At 61.9% G+C, this 16,956-nt stretch carries 19 protein-coding genes; 10 read left to right on the forward strand and 9 right to left on the reverse strand.

The features are described from left to right. Positions 1-303: 303 nt before the first annotated feature. Positions 304-1,290 (forward strand): ROK family protein, encoded by a 987-nt coding sequence (locus ABT24_RS13030; RefSeq protein ID WP_286738000.1) that lies wholly within the window; start codon positions 304-306, stop codon positions 1,288-1,290. Here the strand turns inward: ABT24_RS13030 and msrB are convergent. Next, a complete protein-coding gene (msrB, locus tag ABT24_RS13035) occupies positions 1,242-1,688 on the reverse strand; it encodes a peptide-methionine (R)-S-oxide reductase MsrB (protein WP_276733192.1) in 447 nt (148 codons plus the stop codon). The genes ABT24_RS13030 and msrB overlap by 49 nt on opposite strands. Before the next feature lie 12 nt (positions 1,689-1,700). Next, positions 1,701-3,242: a protein adenylyltransferase SelO gene (locus ABT24_RS13040; RefSeq protein WP_276733194.1), complete on the reverse strand. Its 1,542-nt coding sequence runs from the start codon at positions 3,240-3,242 to the stop codon at positions 1,701-1,703. A gap of 81 nt (positions 3,243-3,323) precedes the next feature. Here ABT24_RS13040 and ABT24_RS13045 point away from each other — a divergent pair, with 81 nt between their 5' ends. From ABT24_RS13045 to ABT24_RS13070, 6 genes are all read left to right on the forward strand, one after another. Continuing rightward, positions 3,324-3,836 (forward strand): methylated-DNA--[protein]-cysteine S-methyltransferase, encoded by a 513-nt coding sequence (locus ABT24_RS13045; protein WP_276733196.1) that lies wholly within the window; start codon positions 3,324-3,326, stop codon positions 3,834-3,836. After that, a complete protein-coding gene (gene xerD, locus ABT24_RS13050) occupies positions 3,829-4,782 on the forward strand; it encodes a site-specific tyrosine recombinase XerD (RefSeq protein ID WP_276733197.1) in 954 nt (317 codons plus the stop codon). Before ABT24_RS13045 ends, xerD begins: the two co-directional genes overlap by 8 nt. Before the next feature lie 18 nt (positions 4,783-4,800). Continuing rightward, positions 4,801-5,397 carry a MarC family protein gene (locus tag ABT24_RS13055; RefSeq protein WP_156052568.1) on the forward strand — a complete coding sequence of 199 codons (597 nt, stop codon included), beginning with the start codon at positions 4,801-4,803 and terminating at the stop codon, positions 5,395-5,397. 81 nt (positions 5,398-5,478) lie between these two features. Further along, positions 5,479-5,979, forward strand: a complete 501-nt coding sequence (locus ABT24_RS13060; RefSeq protein ID WP_276710071.1) for a Crp/Fnr family transcriptional regulator — start codon at positions 5,479-5,481, stop codon at positions 5,977-5,979. Between the two features lie 37 nt (positions 5,980-6,016). After that, positions 6,017-6,418 carry a DUF488 domain-containing protein gene (locus ABT24_RS13065; RefSeq protein ID WP_276733199.1) on the forward strand — a complete coding sequence of 134 codons (402 nt, stop codon included), beginning with the start codon at positions 6,017-6,019 and terminating at the stop codon, positions 6,416-6,418. Further along, positions 6,415-6,960: a DUF924 family protein gene (locus ABT24_RS13070; RefSeq protein WP_276733202.1), complete on the forward strand. Its 546-nt coding sequence runs from the start codon at positions 6,415-6,417 to the stop codon at positions 6,958-6,960. Before ABT24_RS13065 ends, ABT24_RS13070 begins: the two co-directional genes overlap by 4 nt. A gap of 10 nt (positions 6,961-6,970) precedes the next feature. On the opposite strand, the gene ABT24_RS13075 is transcribed toward ABT24_RS13070, so the two are convergent. Continuing rightward, the gene (locus ABT24_RS13075; protein WP_276733205.1) at positions 6,971-7,483 is read right to left on the reverse strand and encodes a DUF2237 family protein; all 513 of its coding nucleotides are present in this window, start codon (positions 7,481-7,483) and stop codon (positions 6,971-6,973) included. Between the two features lie 219 nt (positions 7,484-7,702). Here ABT24_RS13075 and ABT24_RS13080 point away from each other — a divergent pair, with 219 nt between their 5' ends. Further along, a complete protein-coding gene (locus tag ABT24_RS13080; protein WP_276728685.1) occupies positions 7,703-8,713 on the forward strand; it encodes an IS5 family transposase in 1,011 nt (336 codons plus the stop codon). 176 nt (positions 8,714-8,889) lie between these two features. Here the strand turns inward: ABT24_RS13080 and ABT24_RS13085 are convergent, their stop codons facing one another. From ABT24_RS13085 to ABT24_RS13095, 3 genes are read right to left on the reverse strand one after another with little or no spacing between them, the layout of a single operon-like run. Beyond that, on the reverse strand, positions 8,890-9,714 hold the full coding sequence (locus ABT24_RS13085; RefSeq protein ID WP_276728224.1) for a ferritin-like domain-containing protein: 825 nt from the start codon (positions 9,712-9,714) through the stop codon (positions 8,890-8,892). Then, complete coding sequence (locus tag ABT24_RS13090) at positions 9,711-10,616, reverse strand: SPFH domain-containing protein (protein WP_013123129.1); 906 nt, start codon at positions 10,614-10,616, stop codon at positions 9,711-9,713. Before ABT24_RS13090 ends, ABT24_RS13085 begins: the two co-directional genes overlap by 4 nt. Before the next feature lie 38 nt (positions 10,617-10,654). Then, on the reverse strand, positions 10,655-11,131 hold the full coding sequence (locus ABT24_RS13095) for an NfeD family protein (RefSeq protein WP_276728227.1): 477 nt from the start codon (positions 11,129-11,131) through the stop codon (positions 10,655-10,657). A gap of 93 nt (positions 11,132-11,224) precedes the next feature. On the opposite strand from ABT24_RS13095, the gene ABT24_RS13100 reads away from it, so the two are divergent. Both ABT24_RS13100 and ABT24_RS13105 read left to right on the forward strand, forming a co-directional pair. Next, on the forward strand, positions 11,225-13,489 hold the full coding sequence (locus ABT24_RS13100) for an arginine/lysine/ornithine decarboxylase (RefSeq protein ID WP_286738004.1): 2,265 nt from the start codon (positions 11,225-11,227) through the stop codon (positions 13,487-13,489). Between the two features lie 134 nt (positions 13,490-13,623). After that, on the forward strand, positions 13,624-13,887 hold the full coding sequence (locus tag ABT24_RS13105) for a hypothetical protein (RefSeq protein ID WP_276728233.1): 264 nt from the start codon (positions 13,624-13,626) through the stop codon (positions 13,885-13,887). Between the two features lie 567 nt (positions 13,888-14,454). Here the strand turns inward: ABT24_RS13105 and ABT24_RS13110 are convergent. The 3 genes from ABT24_RS13110 to ABT24_RS15620 all read right to left on the reverse strand — a co-directional run bounded on the left by ABT24_RS13110 (position 14,455) and on the right by ABT24_RS15620 (position 16,941). Continuing rightward, entirely contained in the window at positions 14,455-15,399 is a 945-nt protein-coding gene (locus tag ABT24_RS13110; protein ID WP_276728236.1) for a zonular occludens toxin domain-containing protein, read from the reverse strand. A 77-nt stretch (positions 15,400-15,476) separates the two neighbouring features. Continuing rightward, positions 15,477-15,788: a DUF2523 family protein gene (locus ABT24_RS13115; RefSeq protein ID WP_276728239.1), complete on the reverse strand. Its 312-nt coding sequence runs from the start codon at positions 15,786-15,788 to the stop codon at positions 15,477-15,479. A 76-nt stretch (positions 15,789-15,864) separates the two neighbouring features. Continuing rightward, positions 15,865-16,941, reverse strand: coding sequence for a virulence factor TspB C-terminal domain-related protein (locus tag ABT24_RS15620; protein WP_353743854.1), 1,077 nt, complete (start codon positions 16,939-16,941; stop codon positions 15,865-15,867). Positions 16,942-16,956: the final 15 nt, after the last annotated feature.

Genomic DNA, 16,956 nt, shown 5'->3' on the forward strand with positions numbered 1-16,956 from the left:
GGGCAGGCGCTTTCGGCCCCACATCGCGGTCCGACTGCATTACACGCCATCCCGTCTCCAGCCGTTCATCCGTTCACGCTTTTTGGACACCATCCCTAACTGAGTTCGCTCAATTTCTCAAACGCATTCGTGAAATACGCAGGACAGAGTAGGGTAAGGGATGTAACTTTCTAGCACTTTCTACCTCCCTCATTCGACGCCTACCGCCAGTTCTACGTTATCCCAGCTCATCGAAGGCGCTTATGTCGATCTGTTGTCCCGCACAGAAGCCCTGTAAACGTGATACCCAACCCACCCAGCAACGTGGGCCAGTCTAAGCCGACGGCCTACCTCGGCCTCGACTTGGGCGGTACCAAGATCGAGGTGGCTGCGCTCGACGGCGATGGGCGGTTTTTGTTGCGCGAGCGGTGCGATACGCCGCAGGGCGACTATGACGCGACCATCGAGGCCATCGCCGCGCGGGTGGCGGCGGCCGATGGGCAACTCGGCTGCAGGCTGCCGCTGGGCGCGGCGATTCCGGGTTCGGTGTCGCCGGTTTCCGGGCTGATTCGCAACGCCAATTCCACCGTGCTCAATGGCCGCCCACTGCTGCAAGACCTGCAACGGCGGTTGGATCGACCGGTGCGCTTGCACAACGATGCCAACTGTCTAGCGATCAGCGAGGCGGTGGACGGCGCGGGGCAGGGCGCCCGCGTGGTGTTTGCGGTGATTCTGGGCACTGGCGTGGGCGCTGGTATCGCCATCGACGGCGCGGATTGGCTGGGCTGCAATGCGGTGGCGGGGGAGTGGGGCCACAACCCGCTGCCCTGGCCGCGCCTGCCATCTGCCTGGCGCGAACTGCCGGGGCCGCGTTGTTGGTGTGGTTTGCAGGGCTGCATCGAAACCTGGTTGAGTGGGCCGGGCTTAGTCGCCGATCATTTCGCGCGGGTTGGGCAAGCGAGGGGCCAGCAACGCAGCGCCAAGGAGCTGATCGCGGCCATGCGCGCGGGTGATAGCGCCGCGCGGGCAAGTTTCATCCGCTATGCCGACCGGCTGGCCCGGGCGCTGGCGCAGGTTATCAATCTGCTCGACCCCGACGTCGTCGTGCTAGGCGGGGGCATGAGCAATGTGGCCGAGCTGTACGACGAAGTGCCGCGCCGCTGGGGCGCCTGGGTGTTTTCCGATACGGTGCGCACCCGGCTGCTGCCCGCGCAGCATGGCGATTCTTCCGGGGTGCGCGGGGCGGCCTGGTTGTGGCGCGATCAGCTTCGCTCGGCAGCGCCTTCTTCTCCCCCTTCTCCTCCCGCCTGACGCTCTGAAAAATCGAGCGCGGCCGAGTTGATGCAGTAGCGCAGGCCGGTGGGGTTGGGGCCGTCGGGGAAGACGTGGCCGAGATGCGCGCCGCATTGCCCGCACTGCACTTCGGTGCGCACCATGCCGTGACTGAGGTCGCGTACTTCGCGGATCACGGCTTGCGCGGTGGGCTGCCAGAAGCTGGGCCAGCCGCTGCCCGATTCGAACTTGGTGCGCGAGTCGAACAGCGGCGTGCCGCAGCACACGCAGCGATAGACGCCGTCGCCGTGGTGGTCCCAGTACAGGCCGGTGAACGGCGGCTCGGTGGCGCTGCAACGCGTCACGCGGTATTGCTCCTCGCTCAGTTTGCTGCGCCAGAGGGCGTCATTCGTGTCTTCGGGGGTGGGCTTGGACATGATGCTTTCCTTTCAAGAGGAGCAGGACAGGCAGGCGGGGGGCGCGTGTTCCGGCGGGGGTTCAGCGTAATGCGGCGGCGCGGCGTGCGCGTCGAAAGGCCGCGTGAGCGCATGCAGCAGGCGGCGCACTTCGCTGAAGTCGCCCGCCTCGGCCTGGGCGATGGCGGCTTGCGCCAGATGGTGGCGCAGCACCACGAGCGGATTGACGGCATTCATCGCCACGGCGCGCGCTGCGTCGTCGCGGCCTTCCGCCCGCAGGCGCTCGCGGTAGCGGGCCACCCAGTCGGCAAAGCGTTGCGGCTCGCACGCGAATTGCGCTGCGAGGGCGGGGGGGATGGGCGCGTGTGCGTCGGCGGCAAGTTGCGCGAGATGGCGAAAGCTCAGAGTCCAGTCGCTGCGATTGGCCGCCATGGTGTCGAGCAGATCCTGAAACAGATCGCCGTCGCCCGGATGCGGCTCGGTCAGCCCGAGCTTGGCGGCGAGTTGTTGCTGCATGGCCTGCACGTACAGCGGGCGAAATTGATCGACCGCGGCCAGCGCCGATTCGGGCTTGTCGATCAGAGGCAGCAGGGCCTGGCCCAGCGCCAGCAAATTCCAGTGCGCCACGGCGGGTTGACGGCCGTAGGCGTAGCGCCCGCCGCGGTCGGTGGTGTTGGGGGTGTGCAGCGGGTCGTAGGCGTCGAGAAAGGCGAAAGGGCCGTAATCGATGGTCCAACCCAGGATGGACATATTGTCGGTATTCATTACCCCGTGAATGAAGCCGACCGCCTGCCACCGGGCGATGAGCCGCGCGGTGCGCGCCACCACCCATTGCAACAGCGACAGCGCGGGCTGCGGGGTGTTGGCGCAGTCGGGGCAGTACTGGGCGATCACCCAGTCGGTCAGCGCGCGCAACTGCTCGGTCTGGCCGCTGTAGCTGAAATGCTCGAAATGCCCGAAGCGCACGAAACTCGGACTCAGCCGGGTGACCATCGCTGCGGTTTCGATGCGCTCGCGCCGCACCGGGCGGCTCGATCCCACCAGGCACAGCGCCCGCGTGGTGGGAATGCCCAGCGCCGCCATGGCTTCCGAGCACAAAAATTCTCGGATGGAAGAACGCAGCACCGCCCAGCCGTCGCCCATGCGCGAAAACGGCGTGCGGCCGCTGCCCTTGAATTGCACTTCCCAACGGGCATAGCCGCCGCTGTGCCGTCCGCCACTGGCATCTGGCCAGTCGCCCAGCAGCAGCGCGCGGCCGTCGCCAAGCTGCCCCGCCCAGTTGCCGAACTGATGCCCGGCGTACACCGTGGCACGGCTGCCGCCGCTGATCGCCGCGACAAGGCCGCCGAAAGCCCGCGCCCAGTCCTGCTCGTCTTGCGGGGTTGCGGGCGCAGTCAGGCCGACCAGCGCCGCGGCGTCGGCGCTGCTGCCTACCAGCACCGGGTCGGGCAAGGGGCTGACCGCCACCGGCACGCTGAATGCGTCGCCCAGGGCGGCAAACTGCTGCGCCAGCGGCGGCCAAGAGCGGCTCGCCGGCGGAGCAGAGGCGGGAAAATCCAGAGCAGCGGAAGTCATGCCTGCATTCTCGGAGAAAGCCGCGGCCCCGGTGGGTATCGGGGTATCCTGTGCCTCTGCTTTTTGCCTGATGTTCAAGCCATGCCGCTCACAAAAAACCCGGCCCATCCAGATGCGGTCATCGCGTTGCCTTTCGGTCGCATGGGCCTGTTCTGCACCGACGACGTGGTGTTGCGCCTGGAATATCTTCCGCCAGAAACTCCTCTCACCCCGCCCTCCACGCCGCTATGCCGCGCTGTGGCTGCGCAACTGAGCGCCTACGGTGACGATCCGGCGTATCGCTTCGATCTCCCGCTGGCGGCGGCGGGCACGATGTTTCAGCGCCGGGTCTGGGCGCTGTTGCAGCAAATTCCGCCAGGTCAGACGCGCACTTATGGCGATGCCGCGCTGGAGTTGCACAGCGCAGCCCGGGCCGTTGGGCAGGCTTGCGCGGCCAACCCGTTCGCCCCCGTGGTGCCGTGTCACCGCATGGTCGCGCAAGGCGGGCTGGGCGGATTTGCTCATTCCACCGCGCAAGACGGGTATCTGCTGGGCATCAAACGCTGGCTGCTGCAGCATGAAGCCAGCTTGCGATCGGCTCGTCCCCATGCCTGAAGCCCCGCTTTACCTTGAATGGCCGCCCGCGCCCGAAGCCTGCGCCACTACGATCGACCGTTTCTGCGACGCACTCTGGCTGGAAGACGGACTCTCGCTCAACACCCTCGCCGCTTACCGCCGCGACCTCACGCTGATGGCGCGCTGGCTGGCCTTTTCGCAGCGCCCGCCCTTGATCGAAGCGTCGCTGCGTGATGTGCAGGCGTATATCGCGGCCCGCTTTGTGCAAAGCAAAGCCACCTCGTCCAACCGGCGACTGGTGGTGTTGCGCCGCTTTTACCGCTGGGCCTTGCGTGAGCACTTGCGCACCGACGACCCCACGCTGCAGCTCGACACCGCGCGTCAGCCGCCGCGCCGCCCCAAGACCCTGAGCGAAGCGCAGGTGGAAGCGCTGCTCGCCGCACCCGAGGTGGACACGCCGCTGGGCCTGCGCGACCGCGCCATGCTCGAACTGCTCTACGCCAGCGGCCTGCGGGTGAGCGAGCTGGTGGCGCTACCGGTGGTACGCGTGTCGCTCGATCAGGGCATGGTGCAGATTGCGGGCAAAGGCGGCAAAGAGCGACTCGTGCCGTTCGGCAGCGCCGCGCAAGACTGGCTGCAGAACTACCTGCGCACTGCGCGCCATGAGTTGCTGCAGGGGCGCGACAGCCCCTTTCTGTTCGTCACCGCGCGCAGCGGGCAAAGCGCCCGCGAAACCACCGGCATGACGCGGCAGATGTTCTGGATGCGCATCAAGGCCTATGCGCGCAAGGCCGACATCGACGTACCGCTGTCGCCCCACACCCTGCGCCACGCTTTCGCCACCCATTTGCTCAACCACGGCGCCGACCTGCGTGTGGTGCAATTGCTGCTCGGTCATGCCGATATTTCCACCACGCAGATCTACACCCACATCGCGCGCGAACGGCTCAAGACGCTGCACGCCCGCCACCACCCCCGCGCCTGATCGCGCTCAAGCCCCGCTATGGCCCAAGACAACTTCTGGTCCGCCTTCGTCCTGCTGCTGCTGATCCTCGACCCCTTTGGCAATCTGCCGTTTTTCATCGCGGTCATGCGCAAGCTGCCGATTCAGCGCCGCCTGCCCGTGGCGCTGCGCGAAATCGGCATCGCCTACGCCGTGCTGCTGGCTTTCATGTTCGGCGGCCACGGTTTTCTGAAACTGATGAACCTCAGCCAGCCTTCCATCGAAGTGGCCGGCGGGGTCATTTTGCTGCTGGTGGCGATCAAGATGATTTTCTCCACCACGTCTGAAATTTTCGGCGGCGAGGGCGGACGCGAACCCTTGATCTTTCCCCTGGCCGTGCCGCTGCTGGCCGGACCGTCCGCGCTGGCCACAGTCTTGCTGCTGGCCTCGCGCCAGCCCGGCGAAATCTGGACCTGGGTGGGCGCGCTCAGCTCGGCGGTGGCTGTCACCGGCGGGTTGCTACTGATGAGCGAAACCCTGCTCAAGTGGCTGGGCGACTCGGTGATGAACGCCGCCGAAAAACTCATGGGCCTCATCCTCACCGCCATTGCCGTGAATATGCTGCTGTCGGGTATTCGCAGCTATTTCGGGCTATGAATTCGCCAGTGCTGCCGATAGCATGCTTCTGTGCAACGCTTTGCAGCGATTTCCCTCCAACCTACTCAGCAATCAATCACCATGGAACGCCTGACTTTCACCCCGGAAGACCGCGAAGCCCTGGCCCATTTTCTGGGTCAGCTCGTGGACACCACCATCCTCACTCGCCGAGAAATTCATGACTTTCTCGACTACTGCGATCTCATGGCGCCGAAAAAAGGCGAAGTCATCGCCGATATCGGCCAGGTTGGCGAGAGCCTGTTTTTCGTACTCGAAGGGCAGGGCTGCCTGATGGCGCAGTTGCCCGAAAGCGAAATGGAAATCGGCAAGATCATGCCCGGAGAAATGCTCGGCGAGATGAGCTTTTTCGACCGCAAGCCGCGCGAAGTTCGCTTGCGCGCAGGCGAAGACACCCGCCTGCTGCGCATCAGCCGCGCCATGTACAACCGTCTGCGTCTTGAGCGCCCGCTGCTCGCCGTGCTGCTGCTCGAAGTGGCCATCATCAGCCTCGATCACCTCTACCGCCGCACCTCCTCGGAGATGGCGCAGATCAACCGTTATATGTACCGCACCGGGCGGTAAACGCCGTACCGCCCGCCGTTTCGCCCGCCGTTTCGTCATGTCCGCGCCACGACTCGATCTGCAGATTCGGCGGGCCTACGACCCGCCGAGTTCTGACGACGGCACGCGCATCCTCATCGACCGCCTCTGGCCGCGCGGTCTGCGCAAAGACGGCGCCCACATCGATCATTGGTTGAAAGACCTCGCCCCCAGCCCGGCGCTGCGCGTCTGGTTCGGCCATGAGCCGGAGCGTTTTGCCGAGTTTTCGAAGCGCTACACGGCCGAACTCGATGCCTTGGCGGGTGACGCTGCGGCCCTACAAACCCTGGGCGAAGCGCTGCGGGCAGGGCGCGTCACCCTGCTGTTTGCTGCGCACGACCCGCAAATCAACCACGCCCGGGTGCTCGAAGACTGGCTGCGTCGGCCGCACGCTTGGCTCTCGGCAAGAAAGGCCGAATGAACTTCGCGCCCGATGCCGTCCTCGATTTCTGGTTTCGCGAAATCGAGCCCGCGCAGTGGTTCAAGGCCGACCCGGTCCTCGACGCGCTGCTGCGCACGCGTTTCGGTGCACTTCATAGCAAGGCGGTGCGATGTGAGTTGTTTACGTGGAGAGCTACGCCGCAGGGTCGGCTGGCGGAAATCATCGTGCTCGACCAGTTTTCGCGCAATCTGTTCCGGGGCGATCCGCGCGCCTTCGCCGCCGATGCGCAGGCGCTCACCCTAGCGCAGGAAGCGGTGGCCTGCGGCGCCGATCAGGCGCTGACGCAGCAACAGCGCATCTTTGCGTACATGCCCTATATGCACAGCGAATCGGCCTCGATTCATGTCGTGGCCGAAACCCTGTTTCGCGCCAACGGGCTGGCGAACAACCTCGACTTCGAGCTGCGCCACAAAGCCATCATCGACCGCTTTGGCCGCTACCCCCACCGCAACGCCATCCTCGGTCGGGAATCGACGGACGAGGAAATTGAATTTTTGAAGCTGCCGGGCTCCAGTTTCTGAGTGCCACACCCTAAGGAAGCTGAGGGGGCGGCAAATGGGCGGGCGGGTCTACCGCATGCTTGGCCAGATCGTCCAGAAACAAGGAGTCCAGCACGTCCTTGCTCGTCGCAGCAAGAACAACCTTGGGTGCCACACCGGCGTCAAGTGCTTGCTGCCAGCGCCCAGCACAGACGCACCAGTGGTCGCCGGGTTTCAACCCAGGGAAGCGCAGTTTTGGGTTGGGTGTGGACAGATCATTGCCTTGCGATTTTGTGTATGCGAGGAACTGTGCGTCCATCAAAGCGCACACGCCATGCACTCCAGCGTCCTGTGCTGTCACGGCGCAGTAGCCGTTGCGCAAATATCCCGTCTGTGGAGCCTGGCTGCAAGATTGCAAAGGCTGATTCAGCACATTGAGCAAGGCCGGATCGGCTTCAGACTTATTGGGCGTTTGCGCAAACGCGGAGGTTGAAATCAAGACCGTACCAAGGCATGCGATGCAGGACGCAAAAAAACGACGGTAGTGCGCGGTGATGGTTGCCAAAACTCTTCTCCGAACCCAAACGAGGCTCAAGAATATGGCGCTGTGAGTGCCCTCATCCGTTGTGAGGGGGATTTGACGTCGCGTGCCCAATTAGCCAGGGCCGTGCACGGAGCGCTTTTGCGCCCGTCAGCAGGGCACCTCGAAAAACCGCCCGGACGCTGGCATGATGTTGCCTGTGTCGGGGGCATGAGGAAGTGGAGATGATCAAGGGCAGTCAGTCTGTTCGCGGAGCAAGAGCGTGAGACGAAGCTGGACAAGATCGGCGACGCGCTGGGCAAGCTGTCTGCGCACGTGGACTTTGCGGCGCTGGCCGCGCAGATCGACGAGGCAGCGCCCCGGCCTGGCCGCGAGCGCGGCGGACGGTCGCCGTTTCCGACCGAGTTGATGGTCCGGGTTCTGGTGATCCAGCAGCTCTACAACCTCAGCGATGAACAGATGGAATTCCAGCTCCTGGACCGGTTGAGCTTCCAGCGCTTCGTGGGGCTGCGGCAGAGTTCGCACGCACCCGACCGCACGACCCTCTGGACTTTCAAGGAGAGGCTGATCAAGGCGGGGGCTACCGAGAAGATCTTCGAAGCGGTGAACCGGCAGCTCGACCGCCAAGGCTACATCGCGCGGGGCGGGCAGATGATCGACGCGAGCATCGTGCCGGTCCCGAAGCAGAAGCTCACGCGTGACGAGAAGGAGATCGTTCAGCAGGACGTCATGCCGGCCGAGTGGTCGCCTTCGAAGCGTCGGCAGAAGGACGTGCAGGCGCGCTGGACCAAGAAGCACGGCAAGAGCGACTTCGGCTACAAGTTGTCCACGAGCGTGGACAAGCGACACAAGCTGATTCGCCGCGTGCAGGTGAGCACGGCCAGCGAGCACGACACCTTGCACTTCGATGGCGTGCTCGATGCTGGCAACACCAGCCGCGATGTCTACGCCGACAAGGGCTACGTCGACGGCGAGCGCGAGCAGCGCCTGACGGCCCAGGGCTGGCGCCTGCATATCCAGCGCAAGGGCCAAGCTGGCAAGCCGTTGTCGGACTGTCAGGAGCGACGAAATCGGCGCATTGCCAAGACCCGGGCCCGCGTGGAGCACATCTACGCCAGCCTGGAGCAGATGGGCGGCAAGGCGTTGCGCTCAATCGGCCTGGACCGGGCGACGCTGCATCTGCACTGGAAGGCGGCGACCTACAACCTGCGGCGTCTGTGCACGCTGATGGACGTCGGTCCGCAGCCCTTCTGACGCCCGAAATGGGCTTGGACCGGTCGAAATCGACCGAATCCAGGCACAGAGGGCACAAAGATCCTCGCGCTGCCCTTCGCAGGCCCCGGAACTGGGCTCGATTGTGGCGTCATCATGGCGATGTCAGCTCAAAAACCGGGTAATTCGAGGTGCCCAGCAGGCGAAGCGAGCAGGCGCTAGATCGCACGCTCAAGCTGGGCTAGCTCTTCAGTGCTGAACCCCGCCTGCAGCCGTGCGTCGCGATTGAACGGGGGTTTGATCCGCGGGGCGTCGAAAGCGGCGGCCAGTTCGCCGTGCGCGGCAAGGGGGTTGCGGCCTGTCTGGGCACAGGCCCAGTGATACCAGCGGTTGCCGATGGCGACGTGGCCGATTTCGTCGGCCAGAATGCGGTCGAGAATTTCCGCGCCGCGCGCATCGCCAGCGGCGGCCAGCTTGGCGCGAATGCTGGGGTTCACGTCCAGCCCCCGGGCTTCGAGGGTGCGCGGCACCAGCGCCATGCGGGCGAGCAGGTCGCCAGCGGTTTTTTCGGCCATGTCCCACAGGCCGTTGTGGGCGGGAAAGTCGCCGTATTCAGCGCCGATCCCGCGCAGGTGATTGCGCAGCAGAGTGAAGTGCTCGGCTTCTTCGGCGGCCACGCGAATCCAGTCGCGGTAAAAATCGTCGGGCAAGTCCTGAAAACGCCACACGGCATCGAGGGCGAGGTTGATGGCGTTGAACTCGATGTGCGCAATGGAGTGCAGCAGGGCGGCGTGACCCTTGGGGTCGCGCGGATTGCGGCGGGGCATCTGTTGCGCGGGGATCAGTTCAGGCTTTTCCGGGCGGCCGGGGAGGGCGGCGTTTGGCGGTGTCTGCACACAGCTGGGCGGGTCGATGCTCACCCGCCCTTGGTGCAGATCGTCGCGCAGGGCCAGCGCCAGCTTAACCTTGTGCGCCGGGTCGGGCTCGATCAGTGCGGCCAATGCGGCCTGGCGCGCCGAGCTGGAAGAGATGGGCGCACTCACTGTGTTTTCTTCAGCACGGTCATGGCCGAGGCGATGAGGCCGGCGGCCTGGCTCATGTCTCCAGGCACGATGAGGGTGGTGCTCGATTTGGCGAGGTTGGCATAAGTGTCCAGACCTTGCTGGGCGACCTTGAGCTGCACGGCTTCGGCGCCGCCGGGTTTTTGAATGGCATTGGCCACGACTTCCAGCGCGTGCGCCGTCGCGTCGGCCACGGCCTCGATGGCGGCGGCTTCGCCTTGCGCATTGTTGATGGCCGCCTGCTTCTGCCCCTCAGATCGCGCGATGAAGGCCTGGCGCTCGCCTTCGGCGACGTTGATGGCCTGCTGACGCGCACCTTCCGAGGTGGCGATCACGGCGCGCTTTTCACGCTCGGCGGTAATCTGGCGCTGCATGGCGTGCAGGATTTCGTTGGGCGGTGTGAGATCCTTGATTTCGTAGCGCAACACCTTCACGCCCCAGGTGGCGGCGGCATCGTCGAGAGAATTCACCACGCTGTGATTGATGAACTCGCGTTCTTCGAAAGTCTTGTCGAGTTCGAGCTTGCCGACCACCGAGCGCAGCGTGGTCTGAGCCAGTTGGGTGATGGCGACGATGTAGTTCGACGAGCCGTAGCTGGCACGCATGGCGTCGGTCACCTGGAAATACAGCACGCCGTCCACGGTGAGCTGGGTGTTGTCTTTGGTGATGCAGATCTGGCTGGGCACGTCGAGCGGAATTTCTTTCAGCGAGTGTTTGTAGGCCACGCTGTCGATGAAGGGAATGATGATGTTCAGTCCCGGTTGCAGGGTGGCGTGGTAGCGGCCGAGACGCTCCAGAATCCAGGCGTTTTGCTGCGGCACGATCTTGATGCCGCGGCTGACGAACAACACGGCGATGACGGCCAGGATGATGGCGATTTCCATACAGGTCTCCGTTGGGGGATGAATTTTTGGGGCGGTATTCAGCCCGGATTATGTTGTGCGTTCGTGTCGAGCGATGGCGCGGCTTGTGCGGCGGGCAGCGGTTCGATCAGCAGCACATTGCCGTCTTGCCCGGCAATGCGGTGCGGGCCGGTTTGTAGTGGGCCACGCCGCAGCAGCCGCGCAGACCAGTCCGAACCCCGGTAATGCACCCGCGCGACGCCATCTGCCGACCAGGCGGACACATCGACCGTGGCACCGAGATCGAGGTTGTCGTGCCGCACATCGGCGGCGGTGCGTTTACCGAAAACGCGCCGGGTCAGATACAACGCGATCACCGCGCCGCCGCCCACCACGGTGAACGCCACCCAATGCCAGGGCATGGGCAGCCCGGCGTGCGCCGCCAGTGCGCCGGCCACGGCGCCCACGGCCAGCATGAGCAAATAGAAGGTGCCGCTGACCAGTTCCATCGCGACAAAGAAACCGGCCAGAATCCACCAGGCGGTCGGGTTGTCCATCTCGGGTGCTCCCAATATTGATGGCGCGAAGCAGGGCGCTTCACACAGATTTCCTACACTCTCGCACTTTATCCCTTCCGCGTCGGAGCCGTCATGCACTTTCGTTTTCCCATTGTCATCATCGATGAAGACTTCCGCTCGGAAAACTCGTCAGGCCTCGGCATTCGCGCGCTGGCGCAGGCCATCGAGAAGGAAGGCATGGAGGTGCTGGGCGTGACCAGCTATGGCGATCTCTCCAGCTTCGCGCAGCAGCAAAGCCGGGTGAGCGCATTCATTCTCTCTATCGACGATGAGGAATTCGCCACCGCGGAGGAGGGCGTGGAACCGAAGGCTTTGCACAACCTGCGCGCCTTCATCGAGGAGATTCGCTTTCGCAACGCCGAGATTCCCATCTACCTCTACGGCGAGACGCGCACTTCGGGGCATATTCCCAACGACATCCTGCGCGAACTGCACGGCTTCATCCACATGTTCGAGGACACGCCGGAGTTCGTGGCGCGGCACATCATCCGCGAGGCACGCTCGTACATGGACTCACTGGCGCCGCCATTCTTTCGCGCCCTGGTCGGCTACGCCGCCGATGGTTCCTACTCCTGGCATTGCCCCGGTCATTCCGGCGGCGTCGCCTTCCTGAAGAGCCCGGTGGGGCAGATGTTCCACCAGTTCTTTGGCGAAAATCTGCTGCGCGCGGACGTGTGCAACTCGGTGGATGAGCTGGGCCAGTTGCTCGACCACACCGGCCCGGTGGCGGCGAGCGAGCGCAACGCGGCGCGCATTTTCCATGCCGATCATCTGTTTTTCGTCACCAACGGCACCTCCACCTCGAACAAGATGGTTTGGCACAGCACCGTGGCGCCGGGCGATGTGGTGGTGGTGGATCGCAACTGTCACAAATCCATCCTGCACGCCATCATCATGACTGGTGCGCTGCCGGTGTTCCTCACGCCGACGCGCAATCATTACGGCATCATCGGGCCGATTCCGATGGCCGAGTTCCACCCGGACAACATCGCTCGCAAGATTGCCGAGAATCCGCTCACGCGACATCTCGTCGGCAAAATCAAGCCGCGGGTGCTGACCATCACCCAGTCCACCTACGACGGCGTGCTTTACAACGTGGACACCATCAAGCAGATGCTCGACGGCCACATCGACACCCTGCATTTCGACGAAGCCTGGCTGCCGCACGCCTGTTTTCACGACTTCTATCGCGGCATGCATGCCATCGGTCCCGACCGCGAGCGCACCAAGGAAGCGATGGTGTTCGCCACGCAATCGACCCACAAGCTGCTTGCGGGCCTGAGCCAGGCCTCGCAGATTTTGGTGCAGAACGCGCAAAACCAGCAACTCGATTTCCATCGCTTCAACGAGGCGTATCTGATGCACAGCTCCACCTCGCCGCAGTACGCCATCATCGCCTCATGCGATGTCGCCGCGGCCATGATGGAGCCGCCGGGCGGCACCGCGCTGGTCGAAGAAAGCATTCTGGAGGCCATGAACTTCCGCCGCGCCATGCGCAAGGTCGATGCCGATTACGGAAAGGACTGGTGGTTCAAGGTCTGGGGGCCGAACGACTTGGCGGAGGAGGGCACCGGCGAGCGCGACGACTGGCTGCTGCACGCCACCGACGACTGGCACGGCTTCGGCGCCGTGGCCGACGGCTTCAATATGCTCGACCCGATCAAGTCCACCATCGTCACGCCGGGGCTGAACATCAACGGCGATTTCGACGCCACCGGCATCCCGGCCGCCATCGTCACCCGCTTCCTGGCAGAGCATGGGGTGATTGTCGAAAAGACCGGGCTCTACAGCTTTTTCATCATGTTCACCATCGGCATCACCAAGGGCCGGTGGAACACCCTGGTCACGGCGCTACAGCAGTTCAAGGACGACTACGACCGCAATCAGCCGCTATGGCGCATTCTGCCCGAATTCGTGGCGCAGAATCCGCGCTACGAGCGCATCGGTCTGCGCGATCTGTGTCAGCAGATCCACGAAGCCTATCGTGAGCAGGACGTTGCCCGTCTGACCACCGAGATGTACCTCTCCGATTTGCAGCCGGCCATGACGCCGACCGACGCCTACGCCAAGATGGCGCACCGTGACATCGAGCGGGTGGAGATCGATCAGCTTGAAGGCCGCATCACCGCGGCGCTGGTTACGCCGTATCCGCCGGGCATTCCGCTGCTCATTCCGGGCGAGCGCTTCAACGCGCCCATCATGCGCTACCTGAAGTTCGCCCGCGACTTCAATCTGCGCTTCCCGGGATTTGCCACCGACGTGCATGGACTGGTGACCGAAACCGACGCCAGCGGAAACAAGCGCTATTTCGTGGACTGCGTGCGCAACGCGGACTGAAACAGTTTTCTACCGGCGGCGGCTACGAGAGGGGCCGCCGTCTATCTCTTGGTGTGCAGAGTCATGTTGCACATTTAACATAATGCACATATGCTCTCGGGTCGAAGGGCACGCTGGGCCGCTATCCTGCTGCAATGGATGCAGCAGACCTTTTCGGACAAATTCCTGTCACTCTCGAAGATGTGAGTTTGTGGGTTGCCGCCGTGGCACCCCATGTCATCAGCTCAAGGCTACGCCTTGAGCACTACATCAAAATGTGGGACGTGGCCACGAAGGTAGCCACTGCGAAAGCATCAGGCAAATTCCACGAAGTCAGTGCTTCGGCAGATGCCGGAACAGCTCAAAAAGCACTAGACCTGCTGCAATCCAGAGCAGCAGCTGAAACCACCAGCGTTTAAACACGTCAGCCAGATCAGGCGGGGCTGATCTGGCCTGCATGGGTGCGGCCCGCCTGGACAAGTCGGGCCGAGCTGGAGCGGTTTTGTTCTGCTGAACTCCACCAGTCGCCCGGACTGGAGACCTCGGAGTGGGCTTAGAGACGCCCTGCTCTATCTCTCTGTGCTTGTCTGCCCAGTAGTCTCTGTCTTGGAATCCCATCACAACCCCCTCATAAGCTGAACTTGCACCAAAAGGCAAACAGCAAGTGCAAGATTGAATGAATATGAGGTTTCAGCGCATATCCATTCAATCCTAAAACAAAGACTGTAACAGGTGCGGTGCTTCAGAGCTGTTGAGGTATGCCAGCAAAAAGACGGTCTATCAGGGCCGATTCTGCGAACGTCGGAGCGGCGGCAACGATGGCGCGGTTTCAGCCTCTCTTTGTTCGCATAGGAAACCCCGCCGGGACTAATAGAGGGTTCGCCGCATCGCGGGTTACGCGGACAAGCGTCCCCCTGCTCCGGCCAGGTCAACGCGCCGCTATCCCTGCGGGGCAAAAACCAAAAAAAACCAAAAAAAACGACAAATCAGTGAGCACCATAAGCAGCAGGCATCGAGGCAACGGCAGCCACATCAGGATAAGTCGCAACACCTGCACCAAAAGCACACATCGGCGCATCGTTGACAACACGGCAATTACGAGCCTCATAGAGATCGCCGTGACCATCGGCAACAAGATAGACAGTACGACCGCCCCGAGACATCGAACCGACCACACGCACCGAAGTAGAGCCAGAAGAATGCTCGGGCTTGGACGGAACAATAGCAGAAGAAACAGACCGGCCAACACCAGCAGAAGCACGAGCAACCTGAGCAGCAGGAGAAGCAGAAACACCCGTCATGCGGTGCCAAACATGCAATCCCATCGCAACACCACCGCCAAGAAAAGCCAAGGCACCCAAACCAAAAACCACCTTACGAACCGGAACGCGCGATTTATGCGTGTGAATCGTTGCACTCTGATAAAGCGGATAAACCGATTTTCTCAGCTTGAAGCGAGTCACAATCGCTTTATTATTATCAAGCTTCGAGGTAGGGTCATTCATCACACCCTCATTTTCAAGCTGAGTGGTGGAATTAAACGAAAAAGCTCGAATAAAGTGCCGATGGACACCGACCAAACGACGCGCGAAAACGTCAATCTGCATCGGATGTGGTGTGGTCAGAAAAATATCGTGACCCTTATGACGATGCGTGCCAAGTTCATTGATCCAATCCGGCAAGTCTTTAGACGCCGTGCGAGCAGGCATCGAGTTTTGAGCCTCATCCACCAAAATCAATGAACCATCAGGACATTCACGCCACTCCGAAGGCTCAATCATGGTGACACCGAGTTTATCAATACCTAGCTGTGTCCACCGAATACCCGAAGCGAAAACAGGACGCCCTGTTTCTTCGTGAAGCTTCAAAACATCATAAATACAGCTTGAAGTTTTCCCGGCACCGTTCAACCCGGTATAAAGATAAATCATTTCTCAGCCCCCATTTACAAAGCGCCAACCAAGAAAGACGGATAAGCGCATAAAAGAAAGAAAACTCAAAAACGAAATCAAGAAAGAGCACGTAGAACCACCTTTGCTTTCATAATGGCAACCTTGGCAGTAACAGCACCCACGATCATAGACAAAGCAGTATTAAAACCCAACAAAAGCCAGAAATCAGCAGCATAAGAACTCAAATTATTAACAGAAGCGACATAAGAAGTAAACATATTAAGAATAGTGTCCATTCCAGCAAAAGTCGCAAAACCAACACCCAAGATAACCGATAATTGCGCCCAAATGCTGCCAGCAGCATAAGCCGCAACGCGAACCAGAAACGGAGCCAACCATTCAGCAAGAGCCGACAGAATCGCACCCATAATCAAATATCTCCAAGATGGGCGCGGGCGCGCGGCACAAGTGCCAGCCCGCGCCCGCGCGCGCCATCAATCAAGGTCACTTCACAAGAATAAACATCGCAGCCAGCGCACCAGCCGTCAGCACAAGAGGCTTCAACTCCCCAGCTAAATTGCACCACGGCGTAAGGTCTAGCGTGGCAGTCTGAAGGCCGGGTAACCCAAGCTGCATCACAATGGGAGCAGGGCATTGACCTGCTGTAGTGTCAATGTTCGGTAGCGGAAGCTGGATCACTCCGGGCGGTACAGGCGGCACTGTAGGCACAGAAGCATCAGGAGGAGTAAAAGGGGAAGGCGCAGATGCAGGTGCCGAACTCGGCGGCGCGACAGGGCTAGTCGTCGTCGAAGTCGTCGTGGTAGGAGAAGGCGACGGGTTAGAAGCAGTAGGAGCCGGAGTAGTCGTTGTTGTCGTCGTGGTCGTCGGAGAAGCCGAAGCATTAGGCCCGCTATAAGTAATAATTTCGGTAGTGTTTTTTGTGACTTTCGTTGTCGAGCCGTCAGGGTTAGTCGTCGTCGTCGTTACGGGAGGCAGTGAGACACTCGACGGACCTGAGAGCAGAGGAGGAGAGGCCTGCGGATAGTCTCCAGATGACGCCTCTTTGGACGCGAGCTGAGAGGCACTGTTCGGGTTTGACTGAAGCCACGGCAGGATGTAAGGAACCAGCTGCGCAGGCGGAACGTCATTACCCGGAGCAGGAGCTTGCGAACCCGGAGAGTTAAGGCCTGGGCACAAAAAAGGCCCGCCCGTGCCTCGTTCAGGCTGAATGCCATTCACACCGTCGATGGTGTAAGAGATAGTTACACCACCACCTGAGCTCATAGATAAGTTGGTAACGACCCCGGAGTGGTTATAGGTGTTGTACATGCTAGAGGCAACCCATTGAGCCAAGGTCAGCGCACCGACATCGCCGCCCATCGTAGGCGAGGAGCCATCCGGGCAAACGTACAAGTTCGGATTACCCGTCGCCGGGATTTCGTACGATTGATTGACTGAATCCCAAATCAGCGAACCCAACGTCGCGCCAACAACCGCATAAACGGCAGCCTCTGGAAGGAAGGCGGCAGCTGCAGAGAGCTCAGCCGCAGTTGACGCCTTAGTCATGGTCATGGGAACCATGACCTCGTTAGCGAC

Origin of the sequence: Thiomonas sp. SCN 64-16, from assembly GCF_001725585.1 — a bacterium.
Classification (GTDB): domain Bacteria; phylum Pseudomonadota; class Gammaproteobacteria; order Burkholderiales; family Burkholderiaceae_C; genus Thiomonas; species Thiomonas arsenitoxydans.